At 61.5% G+C, this 20,142-nt stretch carries 22 protein-coding genes; 13 read left to right on the forward strand and 9 right to left on the reverse strand.

The genetic code is table 11. The annotated features are described in order from the left end of the window. Positions 1-36 precede the first annotated feature (36 nt). Complete coding sequence (locus HCF10_RS06455; RefSeq protein WP_131697866.1) at positions 37-1,491, forward strand: TrkH family potassium uptake protein; 1,455 nt, start codon at positions 37-39, stop codon at positions 1,489-1,491. Here the strand turns inward: HCF10_RS06455 and HCF10_RS06460 are convergent. Then, positions 1,448-2,506, reverse strand: coding sequence for an AraC family transcriptional regulator (locus HCF10_RS06460; protein ID WP_131697867.1), 1,059 nt, complete (start codon positions 2,504-2,506; stop codon positions 1,448-1,450). The two genes, HCF10_RS06455 and HCF10_RS06460, sit on opposite strands and share 44 nt — an antisense overlap. 163 nt (positions 2,507-2,669) lie before the next feature. Between HCF10_RS06460 and HCF10_RS06465 the strand changes: the two genes are divergently transcribed. The 3 genes from HCF10_RS06465 to HCF10_RS06475 all read left to right on the forward strand — a co-directional run bounded on the left by HCF10_RS06465 (position 2,670) and on the right by HCF10_RS06475 (position 4,823). After that, positions 2,670-2,981, forward strand: coding sequence for a DUF962 domain-containing protein (locus HCF10_RS06465; protein WP_027605580.1), 312 nt, complete (start codon positions 2,670-2,672; stop codon positions 2,979-2,981). Positions 2,982-3,347: 366 nt separating this feature from the next. Then, positions 3,348-3,533: a hypothetical protein gene (locus HCF10_RS06470; RefSeq protein ID WP_167655099.1), complete on the forward strand. Its 186-nt coding sequence runs from the start codon at positions 3,348-3,350 to the stop codon at positions 3,531-3,533. A 93-nt stretch (positions 3,534-3,626) separates the two neighbouring features. Beyond that, the gene (locus tag HCF10_RS06475; protein ID WP_131697869.1) at positions 3,627-4,823 is read left to right on the forward strand and encodes an MFS transporter; all 1,197 of its coding nucleotides are present in this window, start codon (positions 3,627-3,629) and stop codon (positions 4,821-4,823) included. Here the strand turns inward: HCF10_RS06475 and arfB are convergent. Beyond that, positions 4,820-5,233 carry an alternative ribosome rescue aminoacyl-tRNA hydrolase ArfB gene (gene arfB / locus HCF10_RS06480; protein WP_017139168.1) on the reverse strand — a complete coding sequence of 138 codons (414 nt, stop codon included), beginning with the start codon at positions 5,231-5,233 and terminating at the stop codon, positions 4,820-4,822. The genes HCF10_RS06475 and arfB overlap by 4 nt on opposite strands. Before the next feature lie 68 nt (positions 5,234-5,301). After that, positions 5,302-6,729 carry an amino acid permease gene (locus tag HCF10_RS06485; protein WP_145337874.1) on the reverse strand — a complete coding sequence of 476 codons (1,428 nt, stop codon included), beginning with the start codon at positions 6,727-6,729 and terminating at the stop codon, positions 5,302-5,304. 638 nt (positions 6,730-7,367) lie between these two features. Between HCF10_RS06485 and HCF10_RS06490 the strand changes: the two genes are divergently transcribed. Further along, a complete protein-coding gene (locus HCF10_RS06490; RefSeq protein ID WP_034100099.1) occupies positions 7,368-7,505 on the forward strand; it encodes a hypothetical protein in 138 nt (45 codons plus the stop codon). Positions 7,506-7,578: 73 nt separating this feature from the next. Further along, positions 7,579-8,538: a leucyl aminopeptidase gene (locus tag HCF10_RS06495; protein ID WP_131697871.1), complete on the forward strand. Its 960-nt coding sequence runs from the start codon at positions 7,579-7,581 to the stop codon at positions 8,536-8,538. A 121-nt stretch (positions 8,539-8,659) separates the two neighbouring features. Here the strand turns inward: HCF10_RS06495 and HCF10_RS06500 are convergent, their stop codons facing one another. The 6 genes from HCF10_RS06500 to HCF10_RS06525 form a co-directional block, all read right to left on the reverse strand. Further along, complete coding sequence (locus tag HCF10_RS06500) at positions 8,660-9,577, reverse strand: tyrosinase family protein (protein ID WP_131697872.1); 918 nt, start codon at positions 9,575-9,577, stop codon at positions 8,660-8,662. Positions 9,578-9,776: 199 nt separating this feature from the next. Further along, positions 9,777-11,024 (reverse strand): 23S rRNA pseudouridine(2605) synthase RluB, encoded by a 1,248-nt coding sequence (gene rluB, locus HCF10_RS06505; RefSeq protein WP_092488924.1) that lies wholly within the window; start codon positions 11,022-11,024, stop codon positions 9,777-9,779. Positions 11,025-11,230: 206 nt separating this feature from the next. Beyond that, on the reverse strand, positions 11,231-12,151 hold the full coding sequence (gene scpB, locus HCF10_RS06510; protein WP_131697873.1) for an SMC-Scp complex subunit ScpB: 921 nt from the start codon (positions 12,149-12,151) through the stop codon (positions 11,231-11,233). Between the two features lie 12 nt (positions 12,152-12,163). After that, entirely contained in the window at positions 12,164-12,862 is a 699-nt protein-coding gene (locus HCF10_RS06515; RefSeq protein WP_169898658.1) for a segregation and condensation protein A, read from the reverse strand. A gap of 120 nt (positions 12,863-12,982) precedes the next feature. Next, positions 12,983-13,612 carry an L-threonylcarbamoyladenylate synthase gene (locus HCF10_RS06520; protein ID WP_027605571.1) on the reverse strand — a complete coding sequence of 210 codons (630 nt, stop codon included), beginning with the start codon at positions 13,610-13,612 and terminating at the stop codon, positions 12,983-12,985. A 13-nt stretch (positions 13,613-13,625) separates the two neighbouring features. Continuing rightward, entirely contained in the window at positions 13,626-14,489 is an 864-nt protein-coding gene (locus tag HCF10_RS06525; RefSeq protein ID WP_027605570.1) for a PHP domain-containing protein, read from the reverse strand. Between the two features lie 87 nt (positions 14,490-14,576). Here HCF10_RS06525 and HCF10_RS06530 point away from each other — a divergent pair, with 87 nt between their 5' ends. The 7 genes from HCF10_RS06530 (at position 14,577) to HCF10_RS06560 (ending at position 20,082) form a co-directional block, all read left to right on the forward strand. Continuing rightward, entirely contained in the window at positions 14,577-15,173 is a 597-nt protein-coding gene (locus HCF10_RS06530; RefSeq protein WP_090400540.1) for a septation protein A, read from the forward strand. Position 15,174: 1 nt separating this feature from the next. Continuing rightward, a complete protein-coding gene (locus HCF10_RS06535; protein ID WP_090400541.1) occupies positions 15,175-15,474 on the forward strand; it encodes a YciI family protein in 300 nt (99 codons plus the stop codon). Between the two features lie 106 nt (positions 15,475-15,580). Further along, positions 15,581-15,988: a translation initiation factor 2 gene (locus HCF10_RS06540; protein WP_131697874.1), complete on the forward strand. Its 408-nt coding sequence runs from the start codon at positions 15,581-15,583 to the stop codon at positions 15,986-15,988. Between the two features lie 7 nt (positions 15,989-15,995). Beyond that, the gene (locus HCF10_RS06545) at positions 15,996-16,673 is read left to right on the forward strand and encodes a response regulator transcription factor (RefSeq protein ID WP_049711772.1); all 678 of its coding nucleotides are present in this window, start codon (positions 15,996-15,998) and stop codon (positions 16,671-16,673) included. Between the two features lie 142 nt (positions 16,674-16,815). Next, positions 16,816-17,280, forward strand: a complete 465-nt coding sequence (locus tag HCF10_RS06550) for an LTXXQ domain protein (RefSeq protein WP_053135934.1) — start codon at positions 16,816-16,818, stop codon at positions 17,278-17,280. A 68-nt stretch (positions 17,281-17,348) separates the two neighbouring features. Then, positions 17,349-18,692: an ATP-binding protein gene (locus HCF10_RS06555; protein ID WP_167655100.1), complete on the forward strand. Its 1,344-nt coding sequence runs from the start codon at positions 17,349-17,351 to the stop codon at positions 18,690-18,692. 40 nt (positions 18,693-18,732) lie between these two features. Continuing rightward, the gene (locus tag HCF10_RS06560) at positions 18,733-20,082 is read left to right on the forward strand and encodes a CoA transferase (protein ID WP_167655101.1); all 1,350 of its coding nucleotides are present in this window, start codon (positions 18,733-18,735) and stop codon (positions 20,080-20,082) included. Positions 20,083-20,142 lie beyond the last annotated feature (60 nt).

The following is a 20,142-nucleotide window of genomic DNA, read 5'->3' on the forward strand; positions in this document are numbered from 1 at the left end:
TAGAATGGCGTCTCTGCCCTCTTTCGAGCTCACTTCATGGCGTTGCCGACCCTCCGCATCATCGGTTTCATCATCGGCATCTTCCTGATCACTCTCGCGATCGCCATGGTCGTGCCCATGGCCACCCTGGTGTTTTTCGAACGCACCAGCGACCTGCCGTCGTTCCTCTGGGCCAGCCTGATCACCTTTGTCGCCGGGCTCGCCCTGGTGATTCCCGGTCGGCCCGAACACGTGCACCTGCGTCCGCGAGACATGTACCTGCTCACGGTCAGCAGTTGGGTGGTGGTGTGCGTGTTCGCCGCGCTGCCGTTCTTGCTGACCCAGCACATCAGCTACACCGACTCGTTTTTCGAAAGCATGTCCGGCATCACCGCCACCGGCTCCACGGTGCTGAGCGGCCTGGACACCCTGTCACCCGGCATTCTGATGTGGCGCTCGCTGCTGCACTGGCTCGGCGGCATCGGCTTTATCGGCATGGCGGTGGCGATCCTGCCGCTGCTGCGCATCGGTGGCATGCGCCTGTTCCAGACCGAATCCTCGGACCGCTCGGAGAAGGTCATGCCCCGCTCGCACATGGTGGCGCGACTGATCGTGGCGGCCTACGTCGGCATCACCATCCTCGGCAGCCTGGCATTCTGGTGGGCCGGCATGGGCCTGTTCGATGCGATCAACCACGCAATGTCGGCGATTTCCACCGGCGGCTTCTCCACCTCCGACGAATCCCTGGCGCACTGGAAACAACCGGCGGTGCACTGGGTAGCGGTGGTGGTGATGATCCTCGGCAGCCTGCCGTTTACCCTTTACGTGGCCACCTTGCGGGGCAATCGCAAGGCATTGATCAAGGATCAGCAAGTACAGGGCTTACTCGGTTTGTTGATCGTGACGTGGCTGGTGCTCGGCACCTGGTACTGGTGGACCACCAATCTGCACTGGCTGGATGCCTTGCGCCATGTGGCGTTAAACGTCACGTCGATAGTAACCACCACTGGTTTTGCACTGGGGGACTACAGCCTGTGGGGCAATTTCTCACTGATGCTGTTCTTCTACCTGGGCTTCATCGGTGGCTGTTCCGGCTCCACGGCGGGTGGGATCAAGATCTTCCGCTTCCAGGTCGCCTATATCCTGCTCAAGGCCAACTTGAACCAGCTGATTCACCCGCGCGCGGTGATCAAGCAGAAGTACAACGGGCACCGCCTCGACGAAGAGATTGTGCGTTCGATCCTGACCTTTTCGTTTTTCTTCGCCATCACCATCTGCGCCATCGCCCTGGCGCTGTCGCTGCTGGGCCTGGACTGGATGACCGCACTCACCGGCGCCGCCAGCACCGTGTCCGGTGTCGGCCCGGGCCTGGGGGAAACCATTGGCCCGGCCGGCAACTTCGCCAGCCTGCCGGATGCGGCCAAGTGGATCCTGTCCCTGGGCATGCTGCTGGGCCGGCTGGAAATCATCACAGTCTTTGTTCTGTGCATTCCTGCGTTCTGGCGTCACTGACCGTCGACGCATCCTGCAGTCGCGCCCGGTATTCGCCGGGTGTGGCATCGAACCAGCGGCGAAACGCGCGAAAGAAGTTGCTCGGGTCGGCAAAGCCCAGCAGGTAGGCAATCTCCAACAAGGTCATGCTCGGCTGCGCCAGGTACTGCTCGGCCAGTTCGCGGCGGGTGTCGTCGAGCAGGGTCTGGAAACTCGTGCCCTCTTCCTGCAGGCGCCGCTGCAAGGTGCGCTGGGACAGGTGCAGGGTCTGGGCCACCACTTCGCGCTTGGGTTCGCCCTGAGGCAACAGCCGGCACAGCACCTGCCGGGCCTTGTGGGTCACACGACTTTCCGAGAATCGCGCCAGGTACTCACCGGCAAATCGATCGTGCAACAGCGCCATGGCCTCGTTGGCCGTGGGCAGCGGCGCGTCCATGTCGGCGCGCTCAAAGATCAGCGCGTCATACGGCGCATCGAACTCCAGCGGGGCATGGAACGCTTGTCTATAAGGGGCCAGGTCCTCGGGTTGATCGCCCTGCAGCAATACTTTGCGTGGTTGCAGGGTCCGGCCGGTGAGCCAGCCGCACAGCGCCAATGCACAGGCCAGGGAGGCTTCGGCGCTTTGTCGGGTCGGCGGAAGATGATCGCCATGCACCGTCAGAATCAGCGCATAGCCTTCAGGCAATAGTCGGAAACTCAAGTCGGCGCTTTCGGCGATGATCCGCTGGTAACGCACCAGCCGCATAAAGCCTTCGGCCAGGGTGTTGCTGGACATCAAGGCGTAACCGGCCACATGAAACGACGCCGGGCGCACCACCTTGCCCATGTTCAGGCCAATCGCCGGGTTGCCCGACAGCTCTACCGCGCGCTGCCACAGGCGGGTCATGGAGTCTTGCGGGAACCGCGCATCGGGGTCACTCAGCGCGGCGTAGTCCAGGCCCAGCTGCTTGAACAAGGCGCGGCAATCCAGGCCGTCCATTTCCAATGCCTTGACTATCCCCATCGCCCAGCTTGCAGAAGTTGTTCGTTCGCTCATGGCGTCTTCTTGAATAAAGCAGGCTCAAAACGTCAGCCAGGAAAGCCAAGGATACTAAAGTGGCATCTATTGTCACTGGCTGTTACCACTGATCACTCTAGACTCAAATAAGCTCCCCGCCGAACATCTGTTGGGCAGCACAACAATCAAAGGGCCGGCCACAGTGGAAAACCTCAAGCGATTCAATAGCTTTGCCGAGTTTTACCCTTATTACCTGACTGAGCACGGCAACAGCACCTGCCGGCGCCTGCACTTTATCGGCACTACCCTGGTGATCGGCATCCTGGCCTACGCCATCGGCAGAGGTTCACTGGGCCTGTTGTTGGCCGTGCCGATTGCCGGTTACAGCTTCGCCTGGATCGGGCACTTCTTCTTCGAAAAGAACCGTCCGGCGACGTTTCAGCACCCGTTCTACAGCCTGCTGGGGGATTTTGTGATGTACCGCGACATGATCCTGGGCAAGGTGCCGTTCTGAACGGTGTGACCTCTTGTCACTTGCATAAAAACGATAAAAGGTTCGTTCACCCGGCGATATAAAAGTCTTTTTGTCATTTACAGTGCTGTATCCTGCCAAGGCTTTTTGAGAGCGCGGAATCACCTGCGATTGAAAAAACAGACTTTGCGAGGAGCGACGACGATGCACGAGATACCTAATCTCCCCTTCCCAAGCCTGCACGAAACTGAGCAGCCAACACCGCAGCAGGCCAGCGCGAAGCAGCCTGAGGCCAAAGAAGCAAAACCAGTCGACAGCAAGAGCCAGGACTGACGCCGTACCAGACCGTGTGGAAAGCGTACCTTTGAACGCTTTCCACACTGCCTGAATCACCCCGAGGTCCCCGCCATGACAGACACCCACCCGGACACCGCCGTACTCGACACCGCCCTGCAGATGGTCGAAGTGTGGAACCGCCTCAGCGCGGACAAACAAGCCTTGCTGCTCAAGCGCTTCGGCACCCAGGAAAACGCCCTGGCCGCCCTGGTCACCACCCAATTACTCGCCGCCCCTTCAAGCCTGACGTCTTTTTGATCTGACGTTTTTGCGTTTTACCGCCCTGCGCACGTCTAAGCCCCGGTATCATTAGCAGCCTATCTTTACCTGCTGCGACAGTGGACCTCTCCCATGCCCGATACCCAGCGCCCCCTGGCGGTAACGTTGCAAGTTGTTTCCATCGTGTTGTTCACCTTTATCGGCTACCTGAATATCGGCATTCCCCTGGCCGTATTGCCGGGCTATGTCCACAGCGAACTGGGCTACGGCGCGGTGATCGCCGGGCTGGTGATCAGCGTGCAGTACCTGGCCACGCTGTTGAGCCGTCCGTATGCCGGCAAAATCATCGATAACCTGGGCAGCAAGCGTGCGGTGCTGATCGGCCTGGTGGGCTGCGGCGTGAGCGGCGTGTTCATGTTGCTTGCGGCGTGGTTTTCAAGCTTGCCGGCCGTCAGCCTGGTCAGCCTGCTCATCGGTCGATTGGTACTGGGCAGCGCAGAAAGCCTGGTGGGCTCAGGTGCCATCGGCTGGGGCATTGGCCGGGTGGGCGCGGCCAATACCGCCAAGGTCATTTCGTGGAACGGCATCGCCAGTTACGGCGCGCTGGCGGTCGGTGCGCCGCTGGGCGTGCTGCTGGTGAAGAATTTCGGACTGTGGAGCATGGGTGTCAGCATTATCCTGCTGGCAGTAGTAGGCGTGTTGCTGGCCTGGAACAAAGTGGCCGCCCCCATCGTCGCCGGCGTGCGCCTGCCGTTCATGAATGTGCTGGGCCGGGTGTTGCCCCACGGCTGCGCGCTGGCCCTGGGCTCCATCGGCTTTGGCACCATCGCCACCTTTATCACCCTGTATTACACCACTCAGCATTGGGATAACGCGGTGTGGGCATTGAGCCTGTTCGGTGCCAGCTTTATCGGTGCGCGCCTGCTGTTCGGCAACTTGATCAACCGCATCGGCGGCTTTCGCGTGGCGATCGCGTGCCTGTCGGTGGAGATCCTCGGCCTGCTGTTGCTGTGGTTGGCGCCAGACGCCAACCTGGCCCTGGCCGGCGCGGCGTTGAGCGGCTTCGGCTTTTCCCTGGTGTTTCCGGCGCTGGGGGTGGAGGCGGTCAATCTGGTGCCGGCGTCCAGCCGAGGTTCGGCGGTGGGGGCTTACTCGTTGTTTATCGACTTGTCACTGGGCATTACCGGGCCGCTGGCGGGGGCCGTGGCGGCAGGCTTCGGCTTTGCCTCGATCTTCCTGTTCGCCGCCCTCGCCGCCCTTGGCGGTTTGCTGCTGAGTGTGTACCTGTACCGGCAAGCACCCCTGGCCCGTGCAGCGCGCGACGCCTAAAAGTCGACTTTGCCGCGCCCGGCCTTGATGCTGCCGCGCTTGGTCTTAGATTCCAGGCGACGTTTTTTCGAGCCCAGGGTGGGTTTGGTCGGGCGGCGTTTCTTCTCGACCTTGGTGGCACTGAGGATCAGCTCCACCAGCCGCTCCAGCGCATCAGCACGGTTCTGTTCCTGGGTCCGGTACTGCTGGGCCTTGAGCACCAGCACGCCTTCGCTGGTGATACGACTGTCACGCAGTGCCAGCAGTCGCTCCTTGTAGAACGCCGGCAGCGACGACGCCGGAATATCAAACCGCAGGTGCACCGCGCTCGACACCTTGTTGACGTTCTGCCCGCCGGCGCCCTGGGCGCGGATGGCGGTCAACTCGATTTCGGCGTCGGGCAGGTGCACGTTATTGGAAATTACCAGCATCAATCAAAAACCTCAGGCAACGGATAAGCCCGACCGGGACAACAACATCGACGCCTGGGCCTTGGCAATCACGGTGCCTTTGAACCCGCACTCGCTGCGCTCAACGCGGCGTCAGCACTGCGCTTGTTCTTGATCCCGTAACACACCGCCATAAACGCCACCCACACCGGGATCGCGTACACCGACACCTGGATCCCCGGAATCATCAGCATGATCACCAGGATAAAAACCACGAACGCCAGGCACACATAGTTGCCGTACGGGTACCACAACGCCTTGAACAAAGGCACCTGGCCGGTGCGGTTCATGTGCTGGCGGAACTTGAAGTGGGAGAAGCTGATCATCGCCCAGTTGATCACCAGCGTGGCCACTACCAGGGACATCAGCAGTTCCAGGGCGTGTTGCGGGATGAAGTAGTTCATCAACACCGCCACCAGCGTAACCGCCGCCGAAGCGAGGATCGAACGCACTGGCACGCCGCGCTTGTCGATCTTGGCCAGCGCCTTGGGCGCATCACCCTGCTCGGCCATACCCAGCAGCATGCGGCTGTTGCAGTAGGTGCCGCTGTTGTACACCGACAACGCCGCCGTCAACACCACGAAGTTGAGGATATGCGCAGCGGTGTTGCTGCCCAGCATCGAAAACACCTGCACGAACGGGCTGCCGCTGTAGGCATCGCCGGAGGCGTTGAGGGTGGCCAGCAGGCTGTCCCATGGCGTCAGCGACAACAGCACGACCAGGGCGCCGATGTAGAAGATCAGGATGCGGTAGATCACCTGATTGATCGCCTTGGGGATCACGGTGCGTGGCTGGTCGGCTTCGGCGGCGGTAAAGCCGAGCATTTCCAGGCCGCCAAAGGAGAACATGATGATCGCCATGGCCATCACCAAGCCGCCCACGCCATGGGGAAAGAACCCGCCGTGTTCCCACAGGTTGCTCACCGAGGCTTGTGGGCCGCCGCTGCCGCTGACCAGCAGGTAACTGCCCAGGGCGATCATGCCGACGATGGCCACTACCTTGATGATGGCGAACCAGAACTCGGCTTCACCAAAGACTTTGACGTTGGCCAGGTTGATCAGGTTGATCAACACGAAGAACGCCGCCGCCGAGACCCAGGTCGGGATCTCCGGCCACCAGTAGTGCACGTATTTGCCAACGGCCGTCAGCTCGGACATGCCCACCAGGATGTACAGGATCCAGCAGTTCCAGCCCGACAGGAAGCCGGCGAAACCGCCCCAGTACTTGTGGGCAAAGTGGCTGAAGGAACCGGCGACCGGCTCTTCGACGATCATTTCGCCGAGCTGGCGCATGATCATGAAGGCAATGAAGCCGCAGATGGCATAACCCAGGATCATCGACGGGCCGGCGGATTTGAGCACGCCGGCAGAGCCCAGGAACAGGCCGGTGCCGATGGCGCCACCAAGGGCGATCAACTGGATATGCCGATTTTTCAGGCCGCGTTTCAGCTCGCCTGAAGAGGAATGGGGTTCACTCATGAAAAGGGTCTCACGCAAGGTTTGATGATGTTGAATGCAGGTTGCTGCCTTGAATTACCGACTCAAGCAGCGCCGCTCAAACCCCAGCGCAGGCACCAGGAGTACAGCGTCTTTCTAACGGTCATGCGTCACCTGTTTGTTTTTATCTGTGACGAAATCGAACCCGCCGGGCTCGTGGCCAGGCGGAGTGATCAGGGTGGGTAAACCCTGAGGTCTTGGCCTTTTGCGTGGTTACGCAAGGGGGTCACAGTAAAACGCGGCGCATTGTACACCGCTCGACAGCTTGAAGCCGTACCCGCGGAGCGCGTGCGACGATCTGTCAGGTATTCCTTACAGTGGTAAATAGGCCAATCAGGCCGCGAGCTAGTCGTAAATTAATCGTTACAGCATGGAAAATCGGCGTTACAGCTGTAAGTTTTTGAAAAAATGGCGGTAGGAAAATTCATCAACATTAGCGACGCCAGCTCGCTGTATTTCCTGAAGAAAAAAAGCTGGCGAAAAAACAGAAGAAAAAATCCAAATGAGACCGTGTCAATAAAATTTTTGCATTCCCAAACACTCTCACCTAGGTTCTTTCACTTGCCCAGCGAAGCCCGCTGGCAAGCCGTTCTCAAACAACGTCCTCTAGGAGATACACCATGCAAGTACTGGAAAACGACCTGGAAACCGAACTGCAACTCGACGATTGGTTTGAAGCGCCGACCCACGAGGCCGCCGTTGAAATGATGCAAGCCGATGCCGTTGTGCCCTTTGGCACGGCGATGTGGCCTTTCTGACACCCGGCACGTATTCGGCAGGTGCTGTGCACGGCACCTGCCTCCTTACCCAAGGCACACAAGGACACACGTCATGGACAAGGCCCGCGCCGTTGAACACTTTCTCTACTACCTTGCACACCATCCGGCCCTCAGCGGCCTGAGCTGCCCCACCGTGCTGCTGGGCCACACCGAGCGCTACGACGCCATCGCCCAGGCGATCACCCAGAGCAGCGCCGCCCGTTTCAACTTCCAGGTGCAGCGCCTGGACCTGGCCGACAGCGACCGCCTGGCGCAGGCCATCGAAGCCTGCGACCTGTACCTGTTCCTCTACGACTCCTCCACCCTGCCCAACCCGCGCGCCGAGGGTCCGGACTTTATCCGTGCCCTGCAAGGCGTGATGGCCGAACACTGGAAGAAATCCCTGCTGTTCAAGGATTACGGCGACTATTTCTACGACACCTTCAGCGTCGAGCCGCAGCGCATCGCCGACCTCAACGCCACGCTGATCCGGCGCATGTCCCAAGCCGCTGTACTGAGCTTTACCGACAAACACGGCTCACGCCTGCAGGCGCCCATGAGCAGCATCAAGAAGTGGACCAATATCAACGGCATCGGCAACCACGACCTGGCCCCCGGCGAAATCGCCACCCACAGCGAGGCCATCAATGGCCAGGTGCGGTTTGTCGGCACCTTTCTCAGCACCATCCCCTTCGCACGCAAGTACGGCGTGCTGCAGTCACCGCTGGAACTGTGGATCGAGAACTCAACCATCTGCAGCGTGGCCAGTGACGTGCCGGGACTGGCCGACGACTTCAACAAATACCTGAATGCCAACCCGTCCAACCGCCGCGTGGAGGAGCTGGGGATTGGCACCAATGAAGGGGTGAAGGACCTGTATGCGCGCAATGCCGGGTTCGAGGAGCGCCATTGCGGCTTGCATCTGGGCTTGGGTGGCGGGCAGAAAGGCAGTCATCACCTGGACCTGATCTTTGCCAGCGGGGTGTTGGCGCTGGATGACAAACCCGTCTTTGACGGCACCTTTGCGTTCTGAACATCGACCTTGAAAGCAATGGGGTCCGAATGTGCGGTTTGCTCGCGATAACGGTGCCTCTTAAGCCGAGAACACCTCTATCGCGAGCCAGCACTTTCGATGCCGAGCAGGTTGAAGAATGTTACGTGAGCACATCACAAACGGGTGGCACCGGCGCGCAGGTAGTTATCGAGGTAAATAGACCGTAGGTGTAGTCCAGCGCTTCAGAGCTGATCACCTGGTCAACGGTCCAAGTCCCCGGCCAAGGCGCGGAATCGCCCGGCGCGTGGAAAACCAGCGTGGCCTCACGATCCAACCCTGGTACGCCGCTTACCGGATAGTACGCCGCAGAGCTCGGATGCTGGCGCTTCCAGCGCTCCCACAACAGATCAAGGTAACAGTGGTGCAGGAAAAACACCGGATCGTTGGGCGAGGTGGGCAGCGACATGTTACCGCCCACCCAACGGTGCACAGGATCATGCAGCATGCCTTCGCAATAATTGACCCAACTGTCCGGCCCTGGCCCATAAGGTGTCTTGGACAGCGCACTTAGCACTTGCTCGGAGTCCGGCAAGTGCGCGCCGGGCTCTGTGCCCAGTTCCCGGCGCAAGCCCGAATCGCCCAATTCCAGGTCCCATAGACGAACTTCAAAGCGGCCACCCTGTAAGGCAAATGGACCCGACGTAATACGCTGGTCTTGAGCACTGTCGCCATTGCCGCCCAAAAAGCCAGGAGTGAACGGATTACTTGGGCCCTCCAACGACCAATCCCAAAACGGCAGGGTGAGGGAGGAATCGCTGACGGCGCGTTGCAAATCCTGCTCGAACTGGCGCAGGAATACACGGTGCCAGGGGAAAAACAACGGCGAGCGGTGCGGCATCGGCATGAAAGCACCCGGACCACCCATGGCGCTGCGGTGAACCTGTACGTAATCGTCATAGCGTTTTTGGCGTCCGGGACGCAGGACACTCTCGACGTCGTTTTTCAGCAATAGGATGGCCTGGATAAGAACGTCTTTCTGGCCGCGGGTCATGTGGCGATGATTGATGCGAATATCCATGGAAATAGCCTCGTAGCAAAAGTGAGTACGAGGCCCAATCTAGTGCCCTCTCCACCAAAGCCGGTGGTAACTGTTTAGCCCGGGGTGCACAACAATCCCTCGGCGAATGAAGATCCACCTGGGCACTCAGACGTAAATCCAGCTCAAAAAAAAACGCCAACTTCGACAGTTGGCGTTTTTTTATGCAGTGTTTAAAACATCACTGTGGCTTCTTACGACCAAAACCAGGACGCTGACCCGAACCGGCCGGTGCGCCACGGCGCTTGCCCGATGGCTCGTCCGCGACCAACTTCAAGCCTGGACGCTTTTTCGGCGCGGGCTTGGCTGGGCGCTTGGTGTTGGCGCTGTCGGCTGGGTGATCGGATGCCGGAGCACCGCGACCGGCGTCACCACGGTTGCTGCGACCACCGCTTGGCGCCTCGCCACGACCGGCCGGGCGCGGGGTGCGGGGAGCACGCTCGCCTTCCTGACGCGATGGCGCGGTTGGGCGACGCTCGCCTTCGATGTGCGGCTGACGCGAGATACGCCCGCCGGTAGCCGGTGCATCCAGCGCCGGGCGCAGGGTGCGGGCAACGCGTTCGGTGCGGGCCACAGGGCGCGACGATTTACGCTGCATACGATCGAGCTTGTCTTTGCTCTTGGCGTTCATCTGCGGCATGGCGACCGGCGTCAGGCCGACTTCGGCGCTGAGGATGTCGACTTCGTACTGACTCATTTCGCGCCAGCGGCCCATTGGCAGGTCGGAGTTGAGGAACACCGGGCCAAAACGCACGCGCTTCAGGCGGCTGACCACCAGGCCCTGGGATTCCCACAGGCGACGCACTTCACGGTTACGGCCTTCCATCACCACGCAGTGGTACCAGTGGTTGAAACCTTCACCGCCCGGCGCCTGCTTGATATCGGTGAACTTGGCCGGGCCGTCTTCCAGCACTACGCCGGCCTTGAGGCGTTCGATCATCTCGTCATCGACTTCACCACGTACACGCACGGCGTATTCGCGGTCCATCTCGTAGGACGGGTGCATCAAGCGGTTGGCCAGTTCACCGTCGGTGGTGAACATCAACAAGCCAGTGGTGTTGATGTCGAGACGACCGATGTTGATCCAGCGGCCTTCTTTGGGCTTGGGCATCTTGTCGAACACGGTCGGACGGCCTTCCGGGTCGTCACGGGTGCAGATCTCGCCATCGGGCTTGTTGTACATGATCACGCGGCGCACCGATTCGGCGGCCTCTTCACGCTTGATGACCTTGCCATCAATGGTGATTGCATCGTGCAGGTCGACGCGCTGGCCAAGGGTGGCCTCGACGCCGTTGACCTTGATGCGCTTCTGGGTGATCCAGGCTTCGACGTCGCGGCGCGAGCCCACGCCGATACGCGCCAGCACCTTTTGCAGCTTTTCGCCTGCAGGGCCGATTTCCTGGCTGTCGTTCTGGTCTTTATCGTTCATCTTAAGCACCTCCCGGTGGGTCGATTCAGGCGTGGCCTGAAGAGTGTTGAAAGCGGGGCTTTGGCCGAATAGGTCGGCAAAGGGTCGCGAATCATACGCGCATGGCGCGCGTTGCGCATCAGAGACTAGTCGATAAGCGCCGGGTCAGTGGTTTTTCCGCCGACCGGTGGTGCCCAGGGCAACACATGACCCCATGTGGGATAGCGTCAGTCTTCGAACTGGCGGCGTTCGGCCTCGATGGCCTCGGCCAGTGCCCTGGCTTCGTCTTCCTCGTCACTCAAGGGCGGTTGTTCGAGGGCGGCAACGGCGGCCAGGAGTTTTTCGCGAGCTTCGGCCACGCCGAGGACATCGTCTTCGGCTTCGACGTCAGGCTCAGGTTCAACACTCACCTGGGCTTCCGGCTCGGCCGCACCATCACGCAGCAAGTCGTCAAAGTCGGTCTTGATGCCCTGCTCCATGTCGTCCAGTTCCAGCAATAACGTGTGGAAACTGGTTTCGTCCTTCGGCTCTTCCAGCTCGGCCGTGGCGTCGGCCAGTTCCTGCAAGCTCGCCGGGACCGGGGCGTCGTCGAAATCGAGCACCGGCTCGGCTTCCATCTCGCGCAATTCGGCCAGCGGCGGCAGGTCGTCGAGGTTCTTCAGGTTGAAATGGTCAAGGAACACCTTGGTGGTGGCGAACATCGCCGGTTTGCCGGGCACGTCGCGGTAGCCGACGATGCGGATCCACTCGCGCTCCAGCAGCGTCTTGACGATATGGCTGTTGACCGCCACGCCCCGCACGTCCTCGATTTCGCCACGGGTGATGGGCTGGCGATAGGCGATCAGCGCCATGGTCTCCAGCATCGCCCGTGAATAGCGCTGCGGGCGCTCTTCCCAGAGGCGGCCGACCCACGGGGAAAACTTCTCACGGATCTGCAGGCGATAACCCGACGCCACCTCGCGCAGTTCAAAGGCGCGGCCGTCACAGGACTTGCGCAGAATTTCCAGCGCCTTCTTGAACACCGGCGGTTCAGGGCGCTCGGCTTCCTCAAACAGTTCGAACAGGCGCTCCAGGGATTGCGGTTTACCCGAGGCCAGGAGAAAGGCCTCCAGCAACGGGGCCAGTTCGCGGGGTTCAGTCAGATTCATCGATTCAGCTCTTTATTCGGCTCGCGCCCGCACGTGGATAGCCGCAAAAGGCTCATTCTGGACCAGCTCGACCAAGGATTCCTTGACCAGTTCGAGGACCGCCATAAAGGTCACCACCACTCCCAGGCGCCCTTCTTCTGCCGTGAACAGCTCGACGAACGGCACAAACCCGCCGCCTTTGAGGCGTTCGAGCACATCGCTCATGCGCTCGCGGGTGGACAGGGCCTCGCGGCTGACCTGGTGGTGTTCGAACATATCGCCCCGGCGTAGCACCTCGGCCATGGACATCAGCAACTCTTCCAGGCTCACGTCCGGCAGCAGCTTGCGCGCCCGGGCCTCGGGAGCGTCGAGCTTGGGTACCACCACGTCGCGGCCCACGCGGCTCAGGCCGTCAATGCCTTCGGCGGCGGCCTTGAAGCGTTCGTACTCTTGCAGGCGGCGGATCAGTTCGGCGCGAGGGTCGTCCTCTTCGGCCTCGACCGTTTCCGCGCGCGGCAACAGCATGCGCGACTTGATCTCGGCGAGCATGGCGGCCATCACCAGGTACTCGGCAGCCAGTTCCAGGCGTACCGACTGCATCAACTCGACATAGCCCATGTACTGGCGGGTGATTTCCGCCACCGGGATGTCGAGGATGTTGATGTTCTGTTTGCGGATCAGGTACAGCAGCAAGTCCAACGGGCCCTCGAAAGCCTCAAGGAAGACTTCCAGGGCGTCCGGCGGAATGTACAGGTCCAGCGGCATTTCCAGCACCGCCTGGCCATAGACCATGGCAAACGGCAGTTCCTGCTGGGCGCCCGCCTGGCTGTCGACGGTTTCCACGGCTGACATTCAGGCCTCAGCCATAAAGGGCGCAGGATCGCCGCAACCGACACGGATCACTTCAGGTTCGCCGTCGGCCAGGTTGATCACGGTGGAGGCCTTGTTGCCGCCGAAACCGCCGTCGATGATCAGGTCGACCTGTTTTTCCAGCAATTGGCGCATTTCGTATGGGTCTTCCAGCGGCTCGGTGTCGCCGGGCATGATCAACGACACACTCATCAACGGCTCACCCAGCTCGGCCAACAACGCCAGGGCGATAGGATGCTCCGGCACCCGCAGGCCGATGGTGCGTTTTTTCGGGTGCAGCAGCAGGCGCGGCACTTCGCGGGTGGCGTTGAGGATAAAGGTGTAGGGCCCGGGCGTATGGGCCTTGAGCAGGCGGAAGGTGCCGGTGTCGACCTTGGCGAACAGACCCAACTGGGACAAGTCGCTGCAGATCAGCGCAAAGTTGTGCTTGTCATCCAGCTGACGCAGGCGTCTTACACGTTCGACTGCGCCCTTGTCGCCGATCTGGCAACCGATGGCGTAGGACGAATCGGTTGGGTAGATCACCACGCCGCCGGCGCGAATGATCTCTACGGCCTGCTTGATCAGGCGCGCCTGGGGGTTTTCCGGATGAATCTGGAAGAATTGACTCACGGGTTCTACCTGTTCAGACGGTGGCAATAATGGGGTCATGCTTGAATCTCCCCCACAACAGCGGCAAATCTTCCGGGACCGCGCGGTACTCGCCGATCTCGGACCAGCCGCCAGGGCCATGAAAATCACTGCCGGCGCTGACCAGCAGACCAAATTCGCGGGCAAGGATCGACAGGCTCCCCACCTGTTCGGCGGGTTGAAAGCCGTTGACCACTTCAATCGCATGCCCGCCCGCTCCAATATAGTCGCCAATCAGCTTGCGACGCTTGCTGCGGGTGAAATCGTAATGCCAGGGATGCGCCAGGCTGACCCAGGCCCCGGAGGCCCGCAGGGTCTCGACGGTGTCTTCAAGGGTCGGCCAATGTTGCTTCACATCGCCCAACTTGCCGGCGCCCAGCCATTTGCGAAAAGCTTCGGCGCGGTCTTTGACAAAACCTTCACGCACCATCCAGTCGGCAAAGTGCGGACGGGCCGGCGCGTTGCCGCTGTCGCCCAGTTCCTGCTGGATGGCGCGGGCGCCGTCGAGGGCGTTGGGCATGCCTTTGAGGCTGAGTTTTCGGCTTATTTCTTCGGACCGCAGCCAGCGGCCATCGTGCAATTGCGCGATAGCCTCCACCAACGGCGGCGCCTTTTGATCAAAACCGTAGCCGAGCACATGAATGGTGGCGCCGCCCCAGGTGCAGGACAATTCCACCCCGTTGACCAGCTGCATGCCCAGGGCATGGGCCGTTGTACGGGCTTCGTCGAGGCCTTCAAGGGTGTCGTGGTCGGTCAACGAGAGGACTCGCACGCCTTTTTCAAACGCACGCGCAACCAGTACCGCGGGCGCCAGGGCGCCGTCGGAGGCCGTGCTGTGGCAGTGCAAATCAACATTCACGGGGGTGTGTTACCTCAAGTCAGCTGGCGCTATCGCAACCAAGGATGTTTGTTATTATGCCGCCACATCCAGCTTCTGGCTCTTACTGTGAAACAATTCATCGACTTCATCCCGCTGTTGCTGTTTTTCATCGTTTACAAACTCGACCCCAGGGTCATCGATCTGGCCGGCCATGAGCTGACCTTCGGCGGCATCTACAGTGCCACCGCCGTGCTCATCATCAGCTCCGTCGTGGTCTACGGCGCCATCTTCATTTCCCAGCGCAAACTGGAAAAAAGCCAGTGGCTGACCCTGGTCGCCTGCCTGGTCTTCGGCAGCCTGACCCTGGCCTTCCACAGCGAAACCTTCCTTAAATGGAAAGCGCCGGTGGTGAACTGGCTGTTTGCCCTGGCGTTCATCGGCAGCCACTTCATCGGTGATCGCCTGCTGATCAAGCGGATCATGGGCCACGCGCTGACCCTGCCGGAACCGGTGTGGACACGCTTGAACGTGGCCTGGATTGCGTTTTTCATCTTCTGCGGCGCCGCCAACCTGTTCGTGGCGTTTACTTTCCAGGACTACTGGGTCGACTTCAAAGTGTTCGGCAGCCTGGGCATGACCGTGCTGTTCCTGGTCGCCCAGGGCATCTACCTGTCGCGCCACCTGCATGACACCGAGCCTACTACGCCGAAAACCGAGGACTGACATGCTCTACGCCATCATTGCCACCGACGTTGCCAACTCGTTGGAAAAACGCCTGTCCGTACGCCCGGCTCACGTGGAGCGCCTCAAGGTGCTGCAAGCCGAAGGCCGCATTGTGCTGGCCGGCCCGCATCCGGCCGTGGACAGCAACGACCCGGGCGACGCCGGTTTTACCGGCAGCCTGATCGTCGCCGAGTTCGCGTCACTGGCCGACGCCCAGGCCTGGGCCAAGGCTGATCCCTATGTCGCAGCCGGTGTCTACGCCGACGTGGCGGTCAAACCCTTCAAGCAAGTCCTGCCCTGATCCTGGTTGCGCCGAACCTATTGAGTGCGGCGCACGCCTAATTGCTCATTATTTTCGGCAACCTGCCGACAACGTTCTGAATATTCGTGTGGAATCAGGAGTTCCGATGCGCTTACGTCAGTTGTGTCTGTTGGCAGTGTTAATGATCGGGGCTACGGCCCACGCTGAAGAAACCTCGAACACCGGCAGTTCCACGCCCCTGTCCTTGAGTGCCGGCGCCCAGATCACCGAGTTGCAGCAACGCTTGAAAGAAAGCGAACGGCAGCGTGAAGAACTGAGCAAGCAACTGCAGAGCGCGGATGCTGCCCGCGAAAGCGCTCAATTGAGTCGCCTTCGCCAGGAGAACCAACGCCTGGCCCAGCAACTCAAAGATGCACAGGGCGGCGCCTTGACCCGATGGCTGACCGAGCAGCAACAATGGTTCGTCACCGGTGGGGCCGTCGCACTGATCGCCCTGCTGTGCGGGATCTTCGCCAGCGGTGGACACCGTCGTCGTCGACAATGGCTAAATTGAGTGAGTCATGAGCGAGCTGTTACTGATAGATGATGACCAGGAGCTCTGCGAGCTGCTGACCAGTTGGCTGAGCCAGGAAGGTTTCCAGGTGCGCGCCTGCCACGATGGCTTGAGCGCGCGCAAGGCCTTGGCCGACAGCGCCCCGGCGGCGGTGGTGCTCGACGTGATGCTGCCCGACGGCAGCGGCCTGGAGCTGCTCAAGCAATTGCGCAACGACCACCCGGAGTTGCCGGTGCTGATGCTCTCGGCGCGGGGCGAACCCCTGGACCGCATCCTCGGCCTGGAACTGGGCGCCGACGACTACCTGGCCAAGCCCTGCGACCCACGCGAACTTACCGCCCGCCTGCGCGCGGTATTGCGCCGCAGCCACCCGGCCGCTGTGTCCAGCCAACTGGAACTGGGCGACCTGTGCTTCAGCCCGGTGCGCGGCGTGGTCAGCATCGATGAGCAGGAATTCACCCTCACCGTCTCCGAAAGCCGCCTGCTGGAAGCTTTATTGCGCCAGCCCGGCGAGCCACTGGACAAGCAGGAACTGGCGCAGATCGCCCTGGGCCGCAAGCTGACCCTTTACGATCGCAGCCTGGACATGCACGTCAGCAACCTGCGCAAGAAGATCGGCCCGCACCCGGATGGCCGGCCACGGATCGTGGCGTTGCGTAGCCGGGGCTACTACTACAGCCTTTAACCCCCACCGCGCCTACAGGGTTTTGTCAGTTCGCAACAAAACCCTCTTTACCCAAGCTTTACCCACACCTGACCGCCGCTGACCTTGATCTCCGTAATCTACTCACATCCGGACTCGCCGGAATAGAGACAGGAGAATCACCATGCGCAAGACCCTTATCGCTTTGATGTTCGCCGCCGCCCTGCCGACCGTTGCCATGGCCGCTATGCCCGAAGGCCCAGGCCCGATGGGCGGCCCTGAAGGTCACATGATGGGTGGCCCGGGCCACGGCGGTGAACACGGTCCGCGTGGCAAAGGCGGCCCCTTCAGCCAACTGGACCTGAGCCGCGAACAGCGCGAGCAGATCGGCAAGCTGATGGGCGACCAATGGCACGCTCGCAAGGACCTGGTCAAAAAGTACCTGGACAAGCTCCCGGCCGCCGACCAGAAAGCCATGCAGGATGAAATCGCCGCCGGCAAGCAGAAAACCCAGGCCGACATCCGTGCCGTGCTCAAGCCTGACCAACAGAAGAAGTTCGACGAGATCGTCAAGAAGCAAGAACAGCGCCGTGCCGAATGGAAGGAATTCCAAGCCTGGAAAGCGCAACAGCCGCAAAAAGCGCAATAATGCTCCAGCGTTAACGCTCCCAGCCCAGTGGCCCCCGCCACTGGGCTTTTCCTGTTTGAGGGTTTCCTGTGCGTTCATTGTTCTGGCGCATCCTGGCCAGTTTCTGGCTGGCCATCGCCCTGGTTGCCGGGCTGTCGATCCTGCTTGGGCACATGCTTAACCAGGATGCCTGGATTCTCAGCCGTCACCCCGGCCTCAATAACCTGGCGCAAGAGTGGACCCAACTCTACGAAGCCCAGGGCGAGGATGCTGCCCAAGACCTGCTGCAACAGCGCAAACGCCAGTACCACATCGACGTGCAAGTGCTCAACGAAAGCGGCGAGCCGGTGGTACGCGGCACCTTCCCGCGCCGCGCCGCCGCCTTCGAAGCCCGTCAGAACGACAGCAAAAAGGGCCATCTGCCCTGGCGGCGCCTGACCGCCGAGTACACCAGCGAGAAGACCGGCGACACGTACCTGTTGATCTACCGCATCCCACACCCGGAGCTCGACGAATGGCATCGCAGCAGCCTGGCGTGGCCCTTGAGCGCGCTGGTGATTGCGCTGGTGGTGCTGACCCTGTTCAGTCTGTTTGTCACCTTGTCCATCACGCGCCCCTTGAGCCGCCTGCGCGGTGCGGTGCATGACCTCGGCCAGGCCACCTACCAGCAAAACAGCCTGGCGCAGTTGGCCAACCGTCGCGATGAATTCGGCGTACTCGCCACCGACTTCAACCGCATGGGCGCACGCCTGCAAAGCCTGATCGGCAGCCAGCGCCAATTGCTGCGCGATGTGTCCCACGAACTGCGCTCGCCCCTCGCCCGCCTGCGCATCGCCCTGGCCCTGGCCGAACGCGCCAGCTCCGAAGAACGGGAAAAACTCTGGCCACGCCTGACCCGCGAATGCGACCGCCTGGAAGCCCTGATTAGCGAGATCCTGGTACTGGCCCGCGTCGATGCCGACAATGCCAGCGCCGAAGACGTCGACCTCATCCCACTGCTCAAAACCCTGCAAAAGGACGCCCAACTCAGCGCGCCGGACCAAGTGGTGCAACTGAGCACCGACCCGGACCTGCAACTGAAGGGCTGGCCGACCATGATCGAACGGGCTGTGGATAACCTGCTGCGCAACGCCCAGCGCTTCAACCCGCCGGGGCAACCGATCGATTTGCACGCCCAGCGCCGGGGCGAACGTATCGTGATCAGCGTGCGCGACCATGGCCCCGGTGTGGAGGCCGAACATTTGAGCCAACTCGGTGAACCGTTCTACCGCGCTCCCGGCCAGACGGCCCAAGGCCACGGCCTGGGCCTGGCAATTGCCCGACGCGCGGCCGAACGCCACGGTGGCAGCCTGATCCTGGCCAATCACCCCGACGGTGGTTTTATCGCCAGCATCGACCTGCCGTTGGTACCAGGGGTTGTCACGCCGGTGTGATGATCTTCTATAGTGGTCCTTCTCTTAAGGAGGGCCTTTGATGATAGACCTGCTGACTCCCATCCAAGCCGCACTCGATCTACCCCACACCCCGCTGACCTTCACCGAGGCCGGCGCCCTGCCCTCAACCTACGCCGTCACCGAACTGGCCAGTGCCAGCATCGGCGGCGCCGGGCAGGCCATCGCCCAACTGATCCAGCAACAGACCGGGCGCTTACCCAGCGTGAGTGTGGACCGACGCCTCGCCTCCTTCTGGTTTTCTTCCTCGATCCGCCCGCTGGGCTGGCAAGTGCCGCCCCTGTGGGACCCGGTGGCCGGCGACTACGCCAGCGCCGACGGCTGGATTCGCCTGCACACCAACGCGCCCCATCACCGTGCCGCCGCCGAACGGGTGCTGGGCAAGGTCGCCGACCGCGCCGAGATGGCCAGCAAGGTCGCGGCGTGGAACGCCGCAGAACTGGAACAGGCGATTGTCGACCACGGTGGCTGCGCGGCGCAGATGCGTACATGGCAGGCCTGGCAGCAACATTCGCAAGGGTTGGCGGTGAACGCCGAGGCGCTGGTCCAACGCCAGACTTTCGAAACTACCACCGATAAACCCTGGCGCGGCTCGGTGGCACGCCCGCTGGCCGGCCTCAAGGTGCTGGACCTGACCCGCGTATTGGCCGGCCCAGTGGCCAGTCGTTTTCTGGCCGGTCTCGGCGCGGATGTCCTGCGCATCGACTCACCCACTTGGAACGAACCCGGCGTAATCCCGGAAATGACCCTGGGCAAACGTTGCGCGCGCCTGGACCTGAAAACGCCCGAAGGCCGGCTGATTTTCGAGAGGTTGCTCAAGGACGCCGACATCCTGTTCCACGGTTACCGCGCTGACGCCCTGGAGCACCTGGGCTACACCGCCGCTGAACTGCAACACATCGCCCCCGGCCTGATCGACGTCAGCCTCAACGCCTACGGCTGGAGCGGCCCGTGGCGTAATCGCCGGGGCTTCGACAGCCTGGTGCAGATGAGCAGCGGGATCGCCGAGGCCGGCATGCGCTGGAAACACGCGGATAAACCAGTGCCACTGCCGTTGCAGGCGCTGGATCACGCGACCGGGTACCTGATGGCGGCCAGTGCGATTCAGACACTGAGCGAACGGCTGCAGTCCGGGCGCGGTGGTTCGGCGCGGTTGTCGTTGGCGCGTACGGCGAAGCTACTGGTGGATGCGGGGCAAGTGCCCGAGCAGCCGGCTTTGCGAGAGGAAGAACCAGGGGATCAAGGCCTGGTCGTCGAACAGACCGCCTGGGGCCAGGCCCACCGGCTGCTGCCCCCGCTGACCATCGGTGGAACGCCATTGCAATGGGATTTGCCGGCTGGAGAATTGGGCTCGCACAGGCCTCAATGGTGACTTGACGGCCGCTATCGGGAGCAAGCCCCCTCCCACACTTTGATGGGTGAACATATTCAA

The organism is Pseudomonas sp. B14(2022), from assembly GCF_012030485.1.
Classification (GTDB): domain Bacteria; phylum Pseudomonadota; class Gammaproteobacteria; order Pseudomonadales; family Pseudomonadaceae; genus Aquipseudomonas.

Bases quoted from the DNA above. Each gene is read 5' to 3' on its own strand.
- rluB (WP_092488924.1), bottom strand. From the start codon at position 11,024: ATGAACGATAAAGACCAGAACGACAGCCAGGAAATCGGCCCTGCAGGC.
- HCF10_RS06545 (WP_049711772.1), top strand. From the start codon at position 15,996: ATGAGCGAGCTGTTACTGATAGATGATGACCAGGAGCTCTGCGAGCTG.
- HCF10_RS06490 (WP_034100099.1), top strand. From the start codon at position 7,368: ATGCAAGTACTGGAAAACGACCTGGAAACCGAACTGCAACTCGACGAT.
- HCF10_RS06560 (WP_167655101.1), top strand. From the start codon at position 18,733: ATGATAGACCTGCTGACTCCCATCCAAGCCGCACTCGATCTACCCCAC.
- HCF10_RS06470 (WP_167655099.1), top strand. From the start codon at position 3,348: ATGACAGACACCCACCCGGACACCGCCGTACTCGACACCGCCCTGCAG.
- arfB (WP_017139168.1), bottom strand. From the start codon at position 5,233: ATGCTGGTAATTTCCAATAACGTGCACCTGCCCGACGCCGAAATCGAG.
- HCF10_RS06550 (WP_053135934.1), top strand. From the start codon at position 16,816: ATGCGCAAGACCCTTATCGCTTTGATGTTCGCCGCCGCCCTGCCGACC.
- HCF10_RS06475 (WP_131697869.1), top strand. From the start codon at position 3,627: ATGCCCGATACCCAGCGCCCCCTGGCGGTAACGTTGCAAGTTGTTTCC.
- HCF10_RS06485 (WP_145337874.1), bottom strand. From the start codon at position 6,729: ATGAGTGAACCCCATTCCTCTTCAGGCGAGCTGAAACGCGGCCTGAAA.
- HCF10_RS06540 (WP_131697874.1), top strand. From the start codon at position 15,581: ATGCGCTTACGTCAGTTGTGTCTGTTGGCAGTGTTAATGATCGGGGCT.
- scpB (WP_131697873.1), bottom strand. From the start codon at position 12,151: ATGAATCTGACTGAACCCCGCGAACTGGCCCCGTTGCTGGAGGCCTTT.
- HCF10_RS06535 (WP_090400541.1), top strand. From the start codon at position 15,175: ATGCTCTACGCCATCATTGCCACCGACGTTGCCAACTCGTTGGAAAAA.
- HCF10_RS06500 (WP_131697872.1), bottom strand. From the start codon at position 9,577: ATGGATATTCGCATCAATCATCGCCACATGACCCGCGGCCAGAAAGAC.
- HCF10_RS06455 (WP_131697866.1), top strand. From the start codon at position 37: ATGGCGTTGCCGACCCTCCGCATCATCGGTTTCATCATCGGCATCTTC.
- HCF10_RS06460 (WP_131697867.1), bottom strand. From the start codon at position 2,506: ATGAGCGAACGAACAACTTCTGCAAGCTGGGCGATGGGGATAGTCAAG.
- HCF10_RS06495 (WP_131697871.1), top strand. From the start codon at position 7,579: ATGGACAAGGCCCGCGCCGTTGAACACTTTCTCTACTACCTTGCACAC.